Origin of the sequence: Sorangium sp. So ce1153 (genome assembly GCF_051521595.1) — a bacterium.
GTDB lineage: Bacteria > Myxococcota_A > Polyangia > Polyangiales > Polyangiaceae > Sorangium.
In genome coordinates, this window is the sequence record NZ_CP150361.1 from 6,678,452 (window position 1) to 6,696,470 (window position 18,019).

An 18,019-nucleotide genomic window follows, 5' to 3' on the forward strand; every position below is an offset into this window, starting at 1 on the left:
GATCAGCCGCCGGTCTTTTCCGCGGCGCCGCTCTCCAGGTTGATCCCCCAGCACACGGCGCCGGCCGCCGGATCGCCGCCGGGCGGCCCCACGCTGACCTCCGCGCGCGCCGGCCCGACGGCCCGGATGTAGAGCCGCTGGCCGACGGCGCCGCGCCCGAGCGCGCAGACCGCGCGGCGCACGCGCGGGTCGTCGGCGGCGACCTCCCCCTCGTCCTCGGCCGCCATGAACAGGACCTCGACGTCGGGCTTCAGGCAAGCGCCCATCTCGCGCCAGGCGTCGTAGTCGACCGACGGATCGAGCACGTCGGCGAGCTGCCCGTGGCGCGCGCGCCCGACGCGGTAGCGGAACGCGTCGCGCTTCTCCGCGCGGACCGTCGCCCCGATCCGATCGAACCGCAGCGACAGCGCGCCGAGCGCGGCCGCCATCTTCACGGTGGGCGCGCCGAGGTTCGCCTTGTCCGGCTCCTTGAAGCGGTGCACCTGCACGCCCGGGGGCAGCACGCCGGCGAGCAGCTCCGCGAAGCGCGGGTTCATCCCGAGCCGCCCGCCGAGCAGGATCCGGAGCCCCTGGTACGGATCCGGCTCCCGCCCGATCCTGGCGATGGCGCCGCCGAGGTGCTGCCGGAACACGTCGACCCCCTCCTGGAGCCACCCCTCGATCGCGCCGCCGATGGCGCCCCCATCGATCGAGAGCGGCACCTGGGCATCCTCCCCGTCCAGCCCGCGCAGCGCGATCCGCTCTTCGATCGGCGCGCTCGACCCCCGCTCGAGGAGGGGCCGCAAGAGCTCCTTGAGCGCCCAGGTGTTGGCGCGCGCGTCGGGCGACGGGGCGAAGAGCTCCTCCGCGCCGTCGAGGGCGCCCTCCTCGGGCGGGCGCTCGAAAGGGATCCGGCGCTCGCGCATCACGTCCTGGTTGGCCGCGTAGACCCGGTAGGCCAGCCGGTGGAGGAGCCGCTCGCCGCCGAGCCAGGGGATGGCCGCGGGCTCGATGTACTCGACCATCCGCTCGAGCCCCTGCGCCTCCTCGTGCGCCTTGGCGCTCCGCAGGATGCCGAACGCGATCCCCGTCTCGCTGGCGCCGGCGTCGATCACGCAGAACGGGACGCCGCCCTCCCGCGGCTGGATGCCGAACATGCGGAACGCCTGGACGGCATAGGCGATCGCCGACGGGCCCGCGTCGACGACCTGGAGGCCGTCGAGGTCGTGGTACTCGCAGAGGCCCGCGGGCAGGCTCCGGAAGAGGCCGCGCCGGAAGGCGATGAGCACGCTGGCGCGGCGCTCGGGCGACCAGCCCGTCGGCATCGCGATCGCGTAGCGCGTGTAGAGCCCTCGCGAGCGCTGGTTCAGGTGCAGGCCGACGTAGTACGCGTAGAGCTCGATCGGATCGAACGGGTCGTGCGCGCCGATCCCCTCCTCGTCGATGATGGGCGGCGCCGGCTTCTTCAGCGACTCGGTCGAGTCGGGGTCGCTCCTGCCCCGGAGCCGGAACGGCTCGCCGCGCTCGGTCCGCTCGCGCAGCAGCGCGAGGGCCGGGAGGGACGCCGCGGCGCGCTCGTGGGCGCCTTCGCCCGGCCGGAGGCGCATGTCGCGCGCGGCGTGCCCGACGAGCACGTCGCCCCAGCGCGTCAGCGGCAGGATCACCCGGTCGCGCCAGGCCTTCGTGGTCCGGGCGAGCGCCTCGAAGGCGACCTCGCTCGGGTTCTCGTTGTCGGCCGACACCCGGAGCGGCGCGTCGGTCCCGATCCGGACGAACTCCGCGCCGCCGCGCTCCCCCCGGACGGCGACGACGGTCGACGCGGCGCCGACGTCCACGGCGACCCAGTCGCCGCGCACGTCGAGCCGCGGATCGCGCCGCTTCACCTCGGGCGGGATCGGGTCCTTGTCGGTCTTGCCGGTGCGGCGGTGCAGGCCGACCACCCGGCCCTGCCGGAGGATGGCGATCGACGTGGCGCCGAGGAACCGCGCGCCCGTCCAGAAGCCCTGCGCGGGATCGACGAGCGTCGTGCCCTTCACCGGATCGAGGTTCGCCACGATCTTGGGGAAGAAGTCCGCGACGTGCTCCGGCGAGGCCACCCCGTCGTAGCGCTCGACCTTGATCGGCGGCGAGTAGTAGTTCTGCAGCCCTTCCCCGTAGATGCGCGGACTGACCTGGATCAGCTTCAGATAGGGGATGGGACAGGTCTGTTCGTCCAGCCGGAACTCCTGGTACAGCGCGGCGGGCGCGATCGCGTTCTCCATCTCGGGCGCGATCCGGGGAACGCTCGCGCTCATCTCGGTGCCGAAGTACAGGAACTTCGTGCCCGCGCGCCCGGTGAAGGCGGCGATCCTGACCTCGTTGAAGGTCGCCTGCCCCATCATGAGCGGCGGCAGCGCGATCACGTAGTCGAGCACCAGCGTGGTGAGCCAGGGCTGGTCGAAGAGCCGTGATTCCCAGCGCATGACGAGCGTCGGGTACTCGCGGCCTGCGAGAGACACGACCTTCTCCGCTTCGCGAACCAGGGCACCATCGACCGACAGCTCGTAAACCGGCATACGTGGGCGACGTTATCACGAACGTCCCCCGCGCCAGCCCCGGGGATGCGCCGTCCCGGGGCTTTCGGCAGCACCACGACGAGACAAGCCGACACGACGAGCGGCGCGCGCCCGCGAGGGCGTAGGCTGGGCTCGGGCGACCGTGCTAGTCTGGCCGCGTGATTCGCTTCTCCGAACCGGGAAGGCTGTCATGACCGCGTTGATCGGCGAGATCATCGACGGCAAGTACCGGATCGTCCGGCTGCTAGGTCAGGGGGGCATGGGCGCGGTGTTCGAGGGCGAGAACGTGCGCATCCGGCGCCGCGTCGCCATCAAGCTGCTGCACGCGACCATCTCGAGCCAGGCCGAGTCGGTCGCGCGGTTCGAGCGCGAGGCCCAGGCCGCGGCGCGGATCGGCTCCGACCACATCTGCGAGGTCCTCGACCTCGGCGTGCTGGTGGACGGCACGCGGTACATGGTCATGGAGTACCTCGAGGGCGAGACCCTCGGGGCCAAGATCCAGCGGATGGGGCGCCTCGGGCCAGAGACCACCGTGCCGATCATGATCCAGGTGCTCGAGGCGCTCGGCGCCGCGCACGCCGCGGGGATCATCCACCGCGACCTCAAGCCCGACAACATCTTCATCCTCCCCACGAAGGCCGGCCTCAGCAACTTCGTGAAGGTGCTCGATTTCGGCGTCTCGAAGTTCTCGCAGCTCGCCGGCTCGGAGATGAGCATGACGCGCACGGGCGCGGTCGTCGGGACGCCCTACTACATGTCGCCCGAGCAGGCGCGCGGCTCCAGCCCGGTCGATCAGCGCACCGACATCTACGCCATGGGCGTGCTGCTCTATCAGGCGACCACCGGCCAGGTGCCGTTCGACGCCGAGACGTTCAACGAGCTGCTCTTCAAGATCGTCCTCGAGGCGGCGCCCCTGCCCCAGCAGCTCGTGCCCGACCTCGACGTCGAGTTCTCCGGGATCATCCAGAAGGCGATGGCGCGCGAGCCGGGGGCGCGCTTCCAGAGCTGCGCGGAGTTCAAGAACGCGCTCCTCGCCTGGGCAGCGGCGCGCCCCAGCCTGGCCATGCTCACCACGGGGCGAGCCACGTTCCCCCGGCTGTCGCTACCGTCCCAGCCGGAGATGGTCGCCCCGCCGGCGACCATGCCGCCGGCGACGACGCCGCCGGCCGTCCGGCCCGAGGGCTCGTGGGGAAGCCAGAACGGACACGGGCCGCCGGTACCCGGCCTGGGCCAGACGCCGCCGGTACCCGGCCTGGGCCAGACGCCGCAGCTGACCGCGAACTCGTGGGGCGCCTCGTCCGGCGTCACGGGCCGCTCGACGCGCCCCCCCTCCAGGATGCCGCTCGTCGTCGCGCTCGCCGCGGCGGCCACCGTGCTCGGCGCGGGCGTCGCCGTGTGGCTCGCCTTCGGCCACAGCGGGCCCACGGGCGCGGCGACCGCGGACCCGAGCGCCGTCAGCGCGACGACCCCTCCGACGGCCCCCCCACCACCGCCACCGACGACAGCGGCCGCGACGGCGACGACGCCCCCGTCCGACCCGACCGTCACGGCGAGCGCCGCGGTCGCGGATCCTGTGCCGTCCGCCACCACCGAGCCCAGCGCGACCCCGGGCGCCTCCTCGGCGCCCGCGAAGCCGCCCCCGCCGCGGACGGCGCCTCCCCCGACGAGGCCCCCGCCCGCCACGAAGCCGCCGCAGACGGTACCGTCGACGAAGCCGACAGCACCGCCGCAGAAGCCGCAGAAGCCCGGCGTTCCGGGCGACTTCGGCTACTGAGCGCGCGCCCCCCCGGAGCGCCACGCGCCGGACGCGCCGTTCAGCACGCGCCGCTCAGCACGCGCCGCTCAGAACGCGCCGCGCACCCCGAGCCCTGTCGGCGTCACGTAGGGCGCGATCCAGGCCGAGCTCGACGGCTCCGGCCTGGACGTCAGCTCCAGCACGATCAGCGTCGCGCCGCCGACGACGAGCACGCCGCCGGCGATGAGGCCGATGGCGCCGGTCGTCCGCTCCGACGCGGCGTCCGAGTCGAGCGTCTGGATCTGGCGCTGGACCAGCGGCCCGCACTCCGCGCCGACGCTGCCCGGCGACTCGCACCCGCGCGCCGCGCTCAGATCGTTCGCTTTTTGCTGCGTCGAGCTCCCGTTCGCCAGGAACACCGACCCGACGACGACGCCGCCGAGCCCGAGCGCCGCGGCCGCGATGCCCCCGCCCAGCAGCGCCACGTTCGTCTTCCGCTCCGCGGTGCCCGGCGTGCCGGCGGGCGGAACCCCTGTCTGATCGCCGCTCCCGGCGCCCTGCCAGTCGCCCGAGCCGCTCGGCGGAGGCGCGGGCGGGCTCTCCGGGATCGGGATCTTCAGCTCCTTCCGCTCGCCGTCAGCGAGGGTGATCCCCTGCTCGATCGGGGCGAGGCCCGGCGGGGACACGACGACCACATGGCTGCCGGGGTCGATCGGGCGGTGCACGCCGAGCAGCGCGTCCGCGACCGGCTGGCCGTCCAGCTTCACGCCGATCTTCCGGCCCGCGGCGCCCTCGAGCGCGATGCGCAGCGACGCGATCCGGGGCTCGATCGCGGCGAGCTCCTCCCGCGCGTCCTGCTGGGCCCTCTTGAAGGGGGACGGCGCCGTGGGCGGAAGCTCCTCGCGCACGATCCTCAGGTACGTCTCCTTGGCCGCGACGAGCCGGCCGAGGCGCGTCTGCGCGCGCGCGGACAGGAGGAGGTGCGTCGGCGCGTGCACGAGCGCCTCGGCTCGGCCGAGCAGATCGATCGCGTCCTCGAAGCGGCCGGACGTGAACGCCTCGGCGCCCTGCGTGGCCAGCGACCTGGCCGCGGCTCTGTCCTGGTCCGATTGCGCGCGCACCTCGCCTGTCGGGAGCAACAGGAACAGCGCCGCAGCGAACGGAACGGATCGTCTCAAGAGCACTCGGGCCTCCTCGCGCGCCACGCTATCACAGGCCGTCGACAACAGAACAATTCAGCCCTCGCGCGCCGCCGCCCCGGCGCTCTGCCCGCGGAGCTCCGCGCGTTTTGCGCGCGTTTTGCGTGCGAGTTCCCGCCCAGGCGCGGGCGCTCGCGGGCCGCGCGGCCCGCGTCGCGCGAGCTCGGCGCCCGGCGGGGCGGGCATGAGCGCGCGGCGCGGCGGCGCCTGCCGTTCTGTCCGCGGGGCGCTGTGAACCGTCCGCACAGCGCGATGGCACCCATTCTGCTGCGTGGGAGGCGCCATGGACTGTCTCCGCTCCTCCGCGCCCCTCGACGCGGGCCTCCCGTCCTCGGAGCGATTCCTCAGGGGACGCCTGCTCGGGGGGCGGTACCTCGTCGAGCAGATGATCGGCGCCGGCGCGATGGGGCGCGTCTACCGCGCGCGGCATGTAGGGCTCGGTCGCGCGTGCGCGGTGAAGATCATCCGCGAGCGCGCCGCGTCGCCGCGCGCTCGCGGCGACGCGAGCTGCGCCTGCACGACGCGCGCCTCGGCGGCGCCGCGCCGGATGGACCTCGACCATCGGGGGTCGAGCGGCGTGAGCGAGCGGTCGCGCACCGACGAGAGATCGCGCTCCGGCGCCGCCCTCGCCGGGGACGCGGTGCGGCGGTTCCACGTCGAGGCGCTGGCGGCGAGCCGGCTCGATCACCCCAACATCGTGCGGGTCCTCGACTTCGGCTGCGAGCCGGCCGAGGCGCTCGGCGCCGGTGGATACGAGGCGGCGCCGTCGAGCCTCTGGTACCTCGTCACGGAGCACCTCGACGGCGAGGACCTCATCGAGCTCCTGAACGCCGAGCCCATCCTTCCGGCGGAGCGCATCGTCTCGATCATGCGCCAGCTGTGCTCCGCGCTGCAGCACGCGCACGACGCCGGCGTCATCCACCGCGACGTCAAGCCCGAGAACATCCGCGTGGTGCCCCGCGTCGACGATGAGGGCGCGCCGATCGAGCAGGTGAAGCTCCTCGACTTCGGCACCGCGAAGCTGCTCCACGACGACGGGTCCGGCGCGCTCGCGGGCGCGCCCCGCCTCGCCGTGCTCGACGAGGACTGCGGCCGGCTCGTCATCGGAACCCCCGCCTACATGAGCCCGGAGCAGGCCGCGGGGCAGGCCGTGGATGCGCGGAGCGACATCTATGCGTGCGGCGTCCTGCTCTTCGAGATGGCGACCGGCCGGCTCCCGTTCGAGCGCCCGACGCCCGTCGCGCTCGCCGCGGCCCACGTCGACTCCCCGCCGCCCCGGCCGGGCGCGCTCCACCCGGAGATCGATCCGGATCTGGAGGCGCTGATCCTGCAATGCCTGCGCAAGAACCCGGACGATCGCCCGCAGAGCGCGCGCGCGCTGCGCGAGGCGCTCGCGCACGTCGCGCGCCGGCTGGCGCGCTCCGCCGCGGAGGACGGCGCCGCGGCGAGCCGCGCCCGGCCCCCGGCCCGGAGCGCGCGCGCCGCGGCGTCGCCCTCGTCGCGCTGGAGAACCGCCGCCGAGGACGCCGCCGCCGGGCGGGACGCCGCGGCGTCCCGCGCCGCTTGCGCCACGACGTGGGTGGGGTACCGCGCCTCGTCGCCCTCGGGGAGCGCGCCGCTCGATCAGCCCTGCTCGCCGCCGAGCCCGCGTCGCGACGCCTCGTCCGCTCCGACGTGGGTCGGTCACCGCTCCTCGCCGAGCCCGCCGGCCGCGCTCGCCGAGCTGGCCGCGCCGCCCGCGCCGATCGGCGAGCCGCCGGCGAGCGAGGCGCCTCCCGCCGCCGCGGTGCCCCCGCCCGCGCCCGAGCCGGCCCGCGTCGATCGCAGGGCGGAGCTCGGCGCCGCGCTCGCGCCGCTCTTCCTGCTCCGGGCGCGCCTGTCCGGCGGGCCGCGGAGCCAGAGCGGGCTGCGCCGACGGCGGCGGCGGCGGCTCGCTCCGGTCGTGCTCGGCACCGTGGCGGCCACGGTGCTCGGCGGCTCGCTGTGCCTGCTGTTCAACGCCGCCGCCGCCGCGCTCGCCCCGCTCACCTCGCCCTCGCCGGCGCGCGACGCCCCCGCGTCGCCGGCCGGCGACGCGCGCGGCCGGGCGACGCGCCCGCCCGGCCCGGAGCACGCCTGTCCGATGGAGCCGCCGTGAGCGCGCACGGCGGCGCCCCGGACGCGCCCTCCGCGACGCTCCTCGAGTGCGCGCGGTGCGGGCGCGGCTTCCTCCTCGTCCCCGGCCCAGGCACCGCCGCGGCGCCGCGGTGCGCGTGCGGCTCGGACCTCACGCCCGCGCCGCTGCCGAGCGGCGTCCACGAGCTGAGGCGGCCCCGCGCAGCGCGCGCCCGGCCGCCGCGGCGCCGCGGCGCTCAGCCCCGTCGCGAGGCTGCCGCGCAGGAGGCCGATCTCGGGTACGGCGAGTCGCACGGGCACGCCCCGGGGCACGGCGGGCCGACGGGCCCGGGCGACGCACCGGCACCCGTGCGCACGGCGCCCGAGCCGAGCGCCGAGCGCGACGGGAGCGGCGACGGGAGCGGCGAGGAGCCAGCCGGCGGCGAGGGCTGAGGCCCCGGCGCGGTGCGAACGAAGCGCTCACCCCGCGCCGGCAGCGCCGCGGCGCGCGGCGCCGCTCGACCTGCCGCGCGCCGGTGTACAGCCGATGCGCAGCGCCGCGCGCCGCCATGCCTCACCGTTCACGCTGGCCGCCGTGGCGTCCCTTCATCCCGGTGCGAACGGAGCGCACCGCGCCCGGGCACGTCGTCTGCAAACGCTGGCCTCCGCGTTGACACGGGAAGCCGCCCTCGGCGCGGCCCGGTGTCGAGAGGAGCGAACCATGTCCGTGCTGTTGTGGATCCTGTTTGGGCTCATCGTCGGCGTCATCGCCAAGCTGCTGACCCCCGGGCGCGACCCGGGTGGCTTCGTGGTGACAGCGCTGCTCGGCGTCGCTGGCGCCTTGCTCGGCGGCTTCGTCGGCCGGGCCCTGGGGATCTATCCCTCGTACCAGTCGAGCGGGGGCTTCTTCATGTCGATCCTGGGCGCCATCGTCCTCCTCGCCATCTACAACGCGACGGTCGGCAGAAAGGCGAGGCCCTGATCGATCGCCCCCGCGGCGGCGGCATCGCCCCGCCGCGAGGGCGAGGGTTGCCCGAGCAGCGCGGCGGCGGGCACCACGCGCGCGGGCGCCGCGCGCCGATCCAGGCGGAAATCGAGCGCCACGTCCGGTGGCAGCGGCCGGATGGCGCCCGCGCCGTAGCACCGGCGATAGACGAGATCGTCCGGCCCCGCGCCCTGCCCGCCGAGCTGGTGGCTCCACCACCTCGAGTAGACCGTCGGCCGCGCAGGGTCGACCGAGAGCAGATCCGAGCGCTCGAGCCGCACCTCGCCGTGATCGCCTCGATCGGCCACCGCGTGGTCGGCGGCGAGCCGCCCAGCCTCGTCCATGCGGTAGAGGATCCTGAACCCCTCGACGTCGCCCTTGCCGTACGCGACGCGCTGGATCCCCGGGCCGAGGAGCAGCGCGTGCGTGTAGACGAGGTCCACGGCGAGCGCCGGCAGCACGGTCCAGGTGAGCCAGTTGTTACCCCAGGGCCGCTCCTCCGAGAAGAAGGCGTAGTAGCCGACGGAGACCTCGCCGCGCGCGCCCGGCGAGCTGCGGTAATACAGGACGTCGCCGAGCTCCCCCGCGCTCGCCACCGTCGAGCCGACGCAGATCGACTGCCGCTCGATCGCCGTGTCGAACGCCGCGTCGATCGACACGGCGTTCGACGCACCGAGCTCGCTCGGCCCCGCCGGCTCGCTGGGGACGGGCCGAGGCAGCGCGCGCCCGCTCGTGGAGCTCGCGAGGAGGGGCAAGGCCAGCGCCGCGACGGCGAAGGGACGGCTCAGGAGTTTCCGGACCGACATCAGGGCCGGCTAGGCTAGCGAGCCCGTCGCTGCCCGCGCCACCGCAAAGGGCCGTGCGCGTTCGGCGCATCACCGCCGCGGTGCCGAATGGATCTCTGCCCCGGATCGCGCGCTCTCCGCGCCTCCGCCGCGCGGCTCTCGGGCGCCGGGCGACCTGGCGCCGGTTGCGCCGATCGCCCTGCCTGCGAGCGCCCCGACGGCGAACGTGACCGCCGCGACCAGGAGCCAGGGCAGAAGTCGCATGCGCCGCGCCGGGCGCGCGTCCCTCCAGTGCGGCGTCACGGCGTCCCTTACCTCGCTGCGCTCGCCGCGCTCGCCCTCGTCCTCCGGCGCGCTCGCGCCCGGATCCGGCCCGCGCGGCTGCGGCGTCGCCTCGCCGCGCTCCTCCGCCGACAGGCCCGCGGCGGTCGACCGCGCGTCTTGCCCGGACCGACCCGCGGCGGTCGACCGCGCGTCTTGCCCGGATTGCCCGGACCGGCCCGCGGCGGTCGACCGCGCGCCGCGGCGCACGCGGAGCCCGGCCGATCTCCGGCAACCCCGCACGAGCATCGATCGGTGCCGATCGCGGCCGCTCGTGACCTCGCGCACGAGCGCCGCGAGCTCCTGGCCCGCGAGGAGGCCGCGCTCGCTCGAGCTCGGCTCGTCGCCCCCGCCCGGCGCCCGGCGCAGCGAGGCGAGCACCTCGGCGAGCGCCTCTTCCATGTCCGCCGCTGCCTGGAAGCGGGCGTCGGGATCGCGCGCGAGCGCGCGCCGCACGGCCTCCTCGAGCAGCGCGGGGCACGCCGGGCGGAGCGGCGTGATCGCCGGCACCTCGCCGGAGAGCACCGCGCGCATCGTCGCGCCGTCGTCCTTCCGGTGGAACAGGCGCCGCCCCGTCAGCAGCTCGAACAGGATCACCCCGACCGCGAAGAGATCCGCCCGCGCGTCGATCCGCTCCCCGCACAGCTGCTCGGGCGCCACGTAGCCGAGCTTGCCCTTCACCGTGCCGGCGCCGCTCGACAGGGCCGCGCCCCGCGCCGCCCTGGCCGGGCCGAGGGCGGCGGCGTCCTCCACCCCGCTCATCGCCGCCATCTTCGCCACGCCGAAGTCGATGAGCTTGATCTCGCCCTCGAGCGAGAGGAGCACGTTCTGCGGGCTCACGTCGCGGTGCACGAGGCCGACGAGGTTCCCGCTGTCGTCGCGGAGCCCGTGGGCGTGCCCGAGCGCCCGCAGCACGCCCAGGCCGATCTCGATCGCCACCTCGATCGGAAACGGCCGTCCCTCGGCGAAGCAGGCGCGCGCCGCCGCGGCGAGATCGCAGCCCGGGACGTACTCGACGACGAGGTGATGGCGCCCCTCGTGAAAGACGAAGTCATGGAACCGGATCACGTTCGGATGCTGGAGCCGGGCGCTGATCCACGCCTCGCGGAGGAACATCCGCACGATCGACGGATCTCGCCTCGCCTCGGGGCGAAGGCGCTTCACGACGACGGGGTGGGCGATACCTGCCGGCCCGCGCCGGCACGCGAGGAACAGCTCGGCCATGCCGCCCGCCGACAGGCGCGCGAGCAACGCGTAGCCGCCGTCGCCCATGGGCAGGTCCATCTCCCTCGACCTCCACGGCTGCTCCGCCGCGCTCCCCTCCTCTCGCCCCGGCGCGCCGAGGGCGCGGAGCGAGGACGGCCGCCGCGCCATCCACTGCCGGAGTCGCCCCACCCCGGCCACTCCCCGGACCTGCCCGCGACGCCACATCGGCCCTTCGCTATTCACGCTGCATGCCACGAGGAGAGCCGCGTCACCGTCACCTCCGAGCCACGGGCGTCGAGCTCCTCCTGCGTGGATCCCGCCGGATGAGAGCGCATGTCGGCAGCCACAGAGACCCGCGGCGAGCGCGGCTCCCGGCGGAAAATGCGGAATCTGGATCGCCCCTTGTTCCACACATGGACGCGATGGACGCGATGGACGCGGGCGCCGAGGAACACGCTGCTCGCGCGCCGGGCCCGCCCTCGGCGGACCCGGATCAGCCCGCGGGGGCTGGCGCGGCGCGGACGCGGCGCGCGAGCAACGCGCGCAGCTCGCGGAAGGAGACGGCGCGCAGGGCGAGGAGGAGGGCGACGTAGACGGCGGCGCCCACGGCGATCGACGCCCACATCCCGGCGAGGACACGCGCGGCGTAGGCCGCGCCGGCCATCGCCGCCGTCGCGGCGAGGACCGCGACGATGCGGCCGAGCTCGACGAACTGGGCCCAGCGCGCGGTCATGCCCCACGAAGCGAGCAGCGACCCCGCGCCGACGGCGAGCGTCGCGCACGCGGCGCCGAGGGCGCGGTAGCGCGGCAAGAGCAGCAGGTTCAGCGCGATCTTGGCGACGAGCGTCACGGCGAGCAGCTGCGCCATGTCGCCCTCGCGCTTCGCGGCGAGCAGCGGCAGCGTCACGACCTGGAACGCGAACACCACGGGGACGCCGCAGGCGAGGACCCGGAGGACACCCGCCGCCGGGGCGTAGTCGCCCGCCGCTCCGTAGACGAGCCGGATGATGTCCGGCGCGAGCAGGACGAGGCCGGCGGCGATCGGCAGCCCGAAGAGCGCGGCGACGAGCATGCAGCCGCTGTAGAGGCGCCCGAACCCGTCGCGATCCTGGGCGTAGAGGCGCATGCCTGCCGCGAAGGCGGCGCCGAGCATCACGTCGGGGAGCAGCCGGAAGTTCTCGCTGAGCACCCAGGCGGCGCTGTAGACCCCGACGGCCTCCTCGTCGCAGAGGGCGCGGAGCATGATGCGGTCGGCCTGGAGGAGCGCGCTCGCGAGCGCGCCGAGCGCGCCGATGGGCAGGCTGCGCTTCGCGATCTGCCAGAGCGCGGCGGGGGGCGTCGCGAACTCCGGCCGGTAGAGGCGGCTGCGGAGGTAGTGCGCGGTGAGCCCGAGCTCCAGCACGTTGCCGAGCAGGAACGCCGCGGCCGCCGCGACGACGCCGAGGCCGAGGGCGAGCAACGCCGTCGAGAGCCCGATGACGAACAGCCTCGCGCCGAGCTCCGCGTAGAGGATGAGCTCGAAGCGCTCGTGGGCCTCGAACGAGAGCCACATGGTCGAGTAGAGCAGCGTCGCGAGCTGGGACGCGGCGGCGAGCACGACGAGCTGCGCGCCGGTCCCCGAGCGGGTCGCGAGCACGACGCCCGCGGTCGCGCCGAGCACCAGCGTCCCGGTCACGCCGCGGATCGCGAGCGCCGCGCCGAGGTGACGCGGCCCGAGCTCCGGCCTCACGGCGATCTCCCGGGCGAGGTACCCCCTCACCCCGACGCCGGCGGCGATCGTCACGATCCCCGCGATCGCGAGCGATGCCTGGAACTCGCCCCAGGCGGCGACCCCCACCTTCCGCGCGAGGTAGCCGACGAACACGACGCCGAGGACGGCCATGATCGCCTGCTTGAGGAGCATCAGCGCCGCGTTCAGGGCGATGCGCCGGCCATCCTGCATGAACACCTCCGCGTGTCCCAATGGTGTGGGGCGGCACGGCCCACGTAGCGGGAGGGACCCGGATTCAGCCGTCGTGCGCGCCCAGAGCGCGTCCGTCTCACGCGGCGCGCGAGGCCGCAGACGGGTGACGCGCGCGGACGCGGACGCGGGCAAGGAGCCGCCGGGCGCCGGACGCCCGCCCTCGAGCTCAGCTCAGGGAGACATCGACAAGGCGCCGGGGCAGGAAACGCTCCTCGGCCTCGCGGCATCCGATTGCAGAAGGACCGCCAGCGCAGAATGGGGCCGGAGATCCTCGGAGCGGGACACGGGATTCGAACCCGCGACCCTCAGCTTGGGAAGCTGATGCTCTACCAACTGAGCTAGTCCCGCGCGAGGTGGAGGAGCTTCTACCGAAGCCTGGGCCGCAAAGCAACCCCTTCATTTCGTTTTTGGATCGCGGACCCGCCGGTGGTCGGTCTGGGCGCAGGGGAGCGCGGCGGGGCGCCGGCGCTCAGCGACGCGCGCGGAACGCGGGCGCGCCGAGCAGGTCCCCGGGCAGCGGCGCGCGCGCGCGGATCACGCTGTCGCACTCGCTTGTCGCCGCCGCGATCGCGCTGGTGATCTCGGCCGTGGGCGCGTCCGGCGGGATCCAGGGCAGCTGCTGCAGCGCGGGCCGGTCGGGCGGCAGCCAGCGCAGGCTCCTCGTCACGAGCACGACCGGGTGGTTGCTGTCCACGAGCTCGCTCGCGAGGCGCGCGCCGCCGACCGGAGCCGGCGGCAGGTCGAGGCAGACGAGGCACGCGTCGAACCGCTCGGTCGCCGACGCGAGCAGGGCGTCGTCGATCGACGACGCGTCCACGATCTCGACGTTCTCCAGCGCGGCCTCGATCGCGCGGGCCAGCGGGTCGCAGGTCGCGGCGCGGGCGTCGTGCGCGAGCAGGATCTTGAAGCTGCGCACCGAGCGCGGCCCCGGCCGGCGCGTCTCGACGACCTGCAGCCTCCCGGACGCCAGCCCCGCGCGCTCACGAGTGGCACGTCGAGCGGTCATGTACTCCCCTTCCCGGCCACTCGAAGGCGACCGTCCTCCAGGCTAACACCCCTTGAGCTCAAACTGATCAACCTTTATATGAGGGCGCGCTTCTTTACCGGGCGCCGAGCACGCTTCCAGGCACGCCGCGTCGCGGCATGCCGACACGGTTCTACGGAAACATCTACGAAGGACGGTCACGCATGAGTCGGTTTCTCATCTCCACTCCTTGCGAGTGCCAGGCAAGCCTCTCAGCCACCCTGGACGAGCACCGGCATGTCACCGCCGGGTGGGCCACCCGGGCCCCCCGCGGCCGGTCGGCCTCCGGTGAGGCCGACAAGGAGCTCGCGCCGGCGCACAGCATCAACGCCCACCTCGACCGGTTCGACGTGGCGTGGCTGTGCCCCTACTGCGGGCGCAACACGCTCCGAACTTTCTATGCGGCTGCCATGAGGCGGCTGCCCGCCGCCGAGCCGCCTCCCCCCGGCACCGCGTCCTCGCCGTGAGGCGCTCGCCGCACCTCGGGCTCCCCGGGCCGCGCGTCAAGCAGGCCCATCTTCCACGTCTCGCGCGTCTCGCGCGCCTCCCGCGCGCCTGAGCCCGGGCGGGCGCCGCGCGTTCACCGCCGCGCGCGCCTCGCCCTCCGCCTCCTCGCGCTCGCGCGGCGGGCCGACCCGACCGGGCTCTCCCCTCCCCTCCTCGATGACCCCGCGGCTCGACGCCGCGCTGTAGCGCCGCGTCGACGCCGCTGGCACAGGCGTCCAGGCGCGACCGATTCACGGCCTCTTAACCCGCGGCGCCGGGGACCGATTCCCACTCTCCTGACGTTCACCAGAATCGCGCTCCGGAGCGCGCTTCGATCTCTCGCTCAGCTGCCTTTTCCAGCCTGCGAGGTGCCCATCGTCCCGAAGACCCAGTCCCAGAGCGGGGACGACACGCCCCACCGCGCGCGCTCCCCCGTGTGGTGATGGACCATGTGATGGCGCTTGATCCACTTCCCCCAGCGCGAGGTCATGCGGAAGTGGTGAATGGCATAGTGCGTGCCGTCGTACGCGAGGTAGCCGAGGCCGAAGCCGACGAAGAGCGGATCCGCTGGAACAGGCCCGAAGACGGCGCGGAACAGCGTGTAGAACACGACGCCGAGGGGGATGCTGGCGCCGAGCGGCATCACCAGCCGGTCGGCGTCCTGCGGGAAATCATGGTGCACCCCGTGGAGCACAAAGTGCATCCGGCGCTGCCACAGGCGCGGGCCCACGTAGTGAAAGACGTATCGGTGCAGGACGTACTCGGCGAACGTCCACAGGAACAGGCCGACCAGCACGAGCCCGAGGCCGTCCACGAGGCGGACACCATTCAGGGCAGCGCGGACGCCCAGATAGCCGTAGACCGGGAGCCAGAAGGCGAACGGCACGATCGGGTGGATCCGAGAGAACCGCTCGATGAGCGGCGTCTCGAACATCTGGCACGTCGCGGGACGGGCGGTGCGCTCGGTGGGGGTGACGGTCATCGTGGACCCCTGCTACCTCATTTATCCATTGTCGGCCAGAGGTAGGCCGGCACCCAGCGGCCCGCTGGATGCCGGAAAATGACCGAGATCCGTCGCCTCGGCGCTCGGGTCAGCGCTCGCCGCGGCCTCCCCGGGGCGGCGCGGCGCGCTCACGTCGCGCCTGCGTCCGCCAGGCGCCGCGCGGCGCGCGCGTCAGCCCACGAAGGAGGCCTCGTAGAGGTGGCGGAGATCCTCGCGCGAGCACGGGCGGGGGTTGCACGAGTGGCACGCGTCCTGAACGGCGAGGTCCGTCAGCGCGTTGAGCTTGTTGAGCGGGACCCCCGCCTTCTCGAGGCCGGCCGCGAGCCCGATGCGGGTGCGCAGGCCGCGGATCGCGTCCGCGCACGCGGCGGCGTCCTCCTCCGCGCCGAGGAGGGCCGCGACGCGGGCGAGGCGCGGCCCCGCGGCGACGACGTTGAACTCGACGACGGGCGGGAGACAGAGCGCGTTGGCGAGGCCGTGGTGCAGCCCGCACTCGCTCGAGAGCGGGTGGGCGAGCGAGTGACACGCGCCGAGCCCCTTCTGGAAAGCGACGGCGCCCATCATCGCCGCCTTCATCATCCCGCCGCGCGCCTCCAGGTCGTTGCCGTGCGTGACCGCGCGCTCGAGGTGCGCGGCCGCGAGGCGGATCCCCTCGAGCGCGATGCCGTCCGCCATCGGGTGATCGCCCTTCGAGACGTACGCCTCGACGCAGTGGGTGAGCGCGTCGAAGCCCGTCGCGGCCGTGAGGAAGGCCGGCATCGATCGCGTCAGCTCCGGGTCGAGCAGCGCGGCGTTCGCGAGCAGGTGCGGGGAGAAGATCACGGTCTTCCGGTGGTTCACGTCGAGCGTCACGACGCCCGACCGGCCGACCTCGCTGCCGGTCCCGGCCGTGGTCGGGATGGCGAGCATCGGCGGGACGTTGGGCGTGATGAAGCGATCGCCGCCCGTGGCGTCGTCGTAGTCGACGAGCGGCCGGTCGTGGTTCACGCCGAGGCGGACGAGCTTGCCCACGTCGAGCGGCGAGCCGCCGCCGACGGCGACGACGATGTCGGCGCGCGCGTCGCGGAACGCGGCGACGCCGTCGTGCACGTTCTTCTCGATCGGGTTGCCGAGCACGTCGTCGAAGACGGCGACCTCGACGCCCTCTCGCTGCAGCGACGCGGCGACGGGCTCGAGCAGCCCCGAGCGGACGACGCCCTTGTCCGTGACGACGAGCGCCCTCGACGCGCCGAGCCGGCGCGCCTCGGCGCCGGTCTGCCCGACGACGCCGGCGCCGAAGAGGATGCGAGTAGGAAAGCTCCAAACCGTGAACTGGCTCATGATCACACCGCCTCGAAGTAGCGCTTCAGCTCCCAATCCGTGACCGCGCGCTCGTACTGCCGTACTTCCCAGTCGCGCGTCTTGACATAGTGCTCGACGAACCTCTCGCCGAGGATGTCCCGGGCCTTCTGGCTGGCCGCGAGCATCCGGGTCGCCTCCGCGAGCGTGCGCGGCAGCGACAGGCGCGAGGACTCGGCGGACGACGCGTCCCCGGAGGCCTGCGGCGGCGGCTCGACGCCGTTCTCGATGCCGTGGAGCCCCGCGGCCAGGCACGTCGCCATCGCGACGTACGGGTTGATGTCCGCGGCCGTCTGGCGGTACTCGACGCGCGCGCCGGGCGTACCGAGACCGATGAGGCGGATCGCGGCCGTGCGGTTCTCGACGCCCCAGCTGGCGGTGAGCGGCGCCCAGACGCCCGGCACGTACCGCTTGTAGGCGTTGATCGTCGGCGAGTAGAGCGCCGTGAGCTCGGGCATGAGCTCGATCTGGCCGCCGACGTAGTGCCGCAGCGCGGCCGGGAGCCCGCCGGGCGCCGACGCGTCCTGGAACACGTTGCGGCCGTCCTTCCAGAGGCTCTGGTGCAGGTGGCCGCTCGATCCGGGGAGGTCGGCGTTCCACTTCGCCATGAACGTCACCGAGAGGCCGTGCTCGTGGGCGATCTGCTTCATCGCGACCTTGAAGAGCGCGGCCTTGTCCGCGGCGCGCAGCACGTCGTCGTAGCGGATCGCCACCTCGTACACGCCCGGGCCGGTCTCGGTGTGCAGGCCCTCGATCTCGATGTCGAAGGCGCGCGACTGATCGAGGATGGCCGCCATGAGCTGCTTGTTCTGCCCCTCGCGGACCCACGAGTAGCCGAACATGCCGGGGCTGAGCGGCGTCAGGCCCGCGAAGCGCTTCTCGTGCAGCGAGCGCGGCGTCTCCTCGAAGAGGAAGAACTCGAACTCGCACGAGAACTTCGCCGAGTACCCCATGCTCTCGCCCTTCGCGATGACGCTCCGGAGCAGCGAGCGCGGGCACGCGGGGTGCGGGCCGCCGCGCTCGTCGCGGAAGTCGGCGAGCATCGCGGCGGTGTTCGGCTCCCAGGGGATGTCGCGCAGCGTGCTCGGATCGAGGACCGCGTGCGCGTCCGGGTAGCCGGTGTGCCAGCCGGTGACCTTGGCGTTGTCGTAGAGGACGTCGGCGATGTCCCAGCCGAAGATGACGTCGCAGAAGCCGAAGCCGCTCCCGAGGGCGCTCTTCAGCTTCTCGAGGGAGACGTACTTGCCGCGGAGGATCCCGTCGATGTCAAAGCCGCCGATCTTGGCGCGGGTGACGCCGCGCGCTTCCAGATCGGAGAGGAGCTTCTCGGAGGTCGAGGCGGTCAT

Annotated in this window: 14 protein-coding genes and 1 tRNA gene; 5 read left to right on the top strand and 10 right to left on the bottom strand. The window is 74.1% G+C overall.

Translation table 11 applies throughout. The annotated features are described in order from the left end of the window. Positions 1-2 precede the first annotated feature (2 nt). Complete coding sequence (locus tag WME85_RS23985) at positions 3-2,477, bottom strand: hypothetical protein (protein ID WP_437841263.1); 2,475 nt, start codon at positions 2,475-2,477, stop codon at positions 3-5. Positions 2,478-2,724: 247 nt separating this feature from the next. Here WME85_RS23985 and WME85_RS23990 point away from each other — a divergent pair, with 247 nt between their 5' ends. Next, positions 2,725-4,308 (top strand): serine/threonine protein kinase, encoded by a 1,584-nt coding sequence (locus tag WME85_RS23990; RefSeq protein WP_437841265.1) that lies wholly within the window; start codon positions 2,725-2,727, stop codon positions 4,306-4,308. Between the two features lie 68 nt (positions 4,309-4,376). Here WME85_RS23990 and WME85_RS23995 read toward each other — a convergent pair whose 3' ends face one another. After that, complete coding sequence (locus tag WME85_RS23995; protein ID WP_437841267.1) at positions 4,377-5,453, bottom strand: hypothetical protein; 1,077 nt, start codon at positions 5,451-5,453, stop codon at positions 4,377-4,379. Between the two features lie 298 nt (positions 5,454-5,751). On the opposite strand from WME85_RS23995, the gene WME85_RS24000 reads away from it, so the two are divergent. The 3 genes from WME85_RS24000 (at position 5,752) to WME85_RS24010 (ending at position 8,544) form a co-directional block, all read left to right on the top strand. Next, a complete protein-coding gene (locus WME85_RS24000; protein ID WP_437841269.1) occupies positions 5,752-7,605 on the top strand; it encodes a protein kinase domain-containing protein in 1,854 nt (617 codons plus the stop codon). After that, a complete protein-coding gene (locus WME85_RS24005; protein WP_437841270.1) occupies positions 7,602-8,015 on the top strand; it encodes a hypothetical protein in 414 nt (137 codons plus the stop codon). The genes WME85_RS24000 and WME85_RS24005 overlap by 4 nt, the downstream gene beginning before the upstream one ends. A 268-nt stretch (positions 8,016-8,283) precedes the next feature. Further along, complete coding sequence (locus WME85_RS24010; RefSeq protein ID WP_437760498.1) at positions 8,284-8,544, top strand: GlsB/YeaQ/YmgE family stress response membrane protein; 261 nt, start codon at positions 8,284-8,286, stop codon at positions 8,542-8,544. Here the strand turns inward: WME85_RS24010 and WME85_RS24015 are convergent. From WME85_RS24015 to WME85_RS24035, 5 genes are all read right to left on the bottom strand, one after another. Beyond that, positions 8,508-9,353: a hypothetical protein gene (locus tag WME85_RS24015; RefSeq protein ID WP_437841272.1), complete on the bottom strand. Its 846-nt coding sequence runs from the start codon at positions 9,351-9,353 to the stop codon at positions 8,508-8,510. The genes WME85_RS24010 and WME85_RS24015 overlap by 37 nt on opposite strands. Positions 9,354-9,422: 69 nt before the next feature. Beyond that, positions 9,423-11,048 (bottom strand): protein kinase domain-containing protein, encoded by a 1,626-nt coding sequence (locus WME85_RS24020; RefSeq protein WP_437841274.1) that lies wholly within the window; start codon positions 11,046-11,048, stop codon positions 9,423-9,425. Between the two features lie 304 nt (positions 11,049-11,352). After that, positions 11,353-12,801: an oligosaccharide flippase family protein gene (locus WME85_RS24025; protein WP_437841276.1), complete on the bottom strand. Its 1,449-nt coding sequence runs from the start codon at positions 12,799-12,801 to the stop codon at positions 11,353-11,355. Positions 12,802-13,097: 296 nt separating this feature from the next. Next, a tRNA-Gly gene (locus tag WME85_RS24030) sits at positions 13,098-13,170 on the bottom strand. Between the two features lie 121 nt (positions 13,171-13,291). Beyond that, positions 13,292-13,828, bottom strand: a complete 537-nt coding sequence (locus WME85_RS24035; protein ID WP_437841278.1) for a hypothetical protein — start codon at positions 13,826-13,828, stop codon at positions 13,292-13,294. A 182-nt stretch (positions 13,829-14,010) separates the two neighbouring features. On the opposite strand from WME85_RS24035, the gene WME85_RS24040 reads away from it, so the two are divergent. Further along, positions 14,011-14,313: a hypothetical protein gene (locus tag WME85_RS24040; RefSeq protein ID WP_437841280.1), complete on the top strand. Its 303-nt coding sequence runs from the start codon at positions 14,011-14,013 to the stop codon at positions 14,311-14,313. 362 nt (positions 14,314-14,675) lie between these two features. Here the strand turns inward: WME85_RS24040 and WME85_RS24045 are convergent, their stop codons facing one another. The 3 genes from WME85_RS24045 to WME85_RS24055 all read right to left on the bottom strand — a co-directional run bounded on the left by WME85_RS24045 (position 14,676) and on the right by WME85_RS24055 (position 18,019). After that, positions 14,676-15,314 (bottom strand): sterol desaturase family protein, encoded by a 639-nt coding sequence (locus tag WME85_RS24045; RefSeq protein WP_437841282.1) that lies wholly within the window; start codon positions 15,312-15,314, stop codon positions 14,676-14,678. A gap of 192 nt (positions 15,315-15,506) precedes the next feature. Then, positions 15,507-16,661: an iron-containing alcohol dehydrogenase gene (locus WME85_RS24050; protein ID WP_437841284.1), complete on the bottom strand. Its 1,155-nt coding sequence runs from the start codon at positions 16,659-16,661 to the stop codon at positions 15,507-15,509. Then, the gene (locus WME85_RS24055; protein ID WP_437841286.1) at positions 16,658-18,019 is read right to left on the bottom strand and encodes a glutamine synthetase family protein; all 1,362 of its coding nucleotides are present in this window, start codon (positions 18,017-18,019) and stop codon (positions 16,658-16,660) included. Before WME85_RS24055 ends, WME85_RS24050 begins: the two co-directional genes overlap by 4 nt.

Bases quoted from the DNA above. Each gene is read 5' to 3' on its own strand.
- WME85_RS23990 (WP_437841265.1), top strand. From the start codon at position 2,725: ATGACCGCGTTGATCGGCGAGATCATCGACGGCAAGTACCGGATCGTC.
- WME85_RS24000 (WP_437841269.1), top strand. From the start codon at position 5,752: ATGGACTGTCTCCGCTCCTCCGCGCCCCTCGACGCGGGCCTCCCGTCC.
- WME85_RS24010 (WP_437760498.1), top strand. From the start codon at position 8,284: ATGTCCGTGCTGTTGTGGATCCTGTTTGGGCTCATCGTCGGCGTCATC.
- WME85_RS24015 (WP_437841272.1), bottom strand. From the start codon at position 9,353: ATGTCGGTCCGGAAACTCCTGAGCCGTCCCTTCGCCGTCGCGGCGCTG.
- WME85_RS24025 (WP_437841276.1), bottom strand. From the start codon at position 12,801: ATGCAGGATGGCCGGCGCATCGCCCTGAACGCGGCGCTGATGCTCCTC.
- WME85_RS24035 (WP_437841278.1), bottom strand. From the start codon at position 13,828: ATGACCGCTCGACGTGCCACTCGTGAGCGCGCGGGGCTGGCGTCCGGG.
- WME85_RS24040 (WP_437841280.1), top strand. From the start codon at position 14,011: ATGAGTCGGTTTCTCATCTCCACTCCTTGCGAGTGCCAGGCAAGCCTC.
- WME85_RS24045 (WP_437841282.1), bottom strand. From the start codon at position 15,314: ATGACCGTCACCCCCACCGAGCGCACCGCCCGTCCCGCGACGTGCCAG.
- WME85_RS24055 (WP_437841286.1), bottom strand. From the start codon at position 18,019: ATGACCGCCTCGACCTCCGAGAAGCTCCTCTCCGATCTGGAAGCGCGC.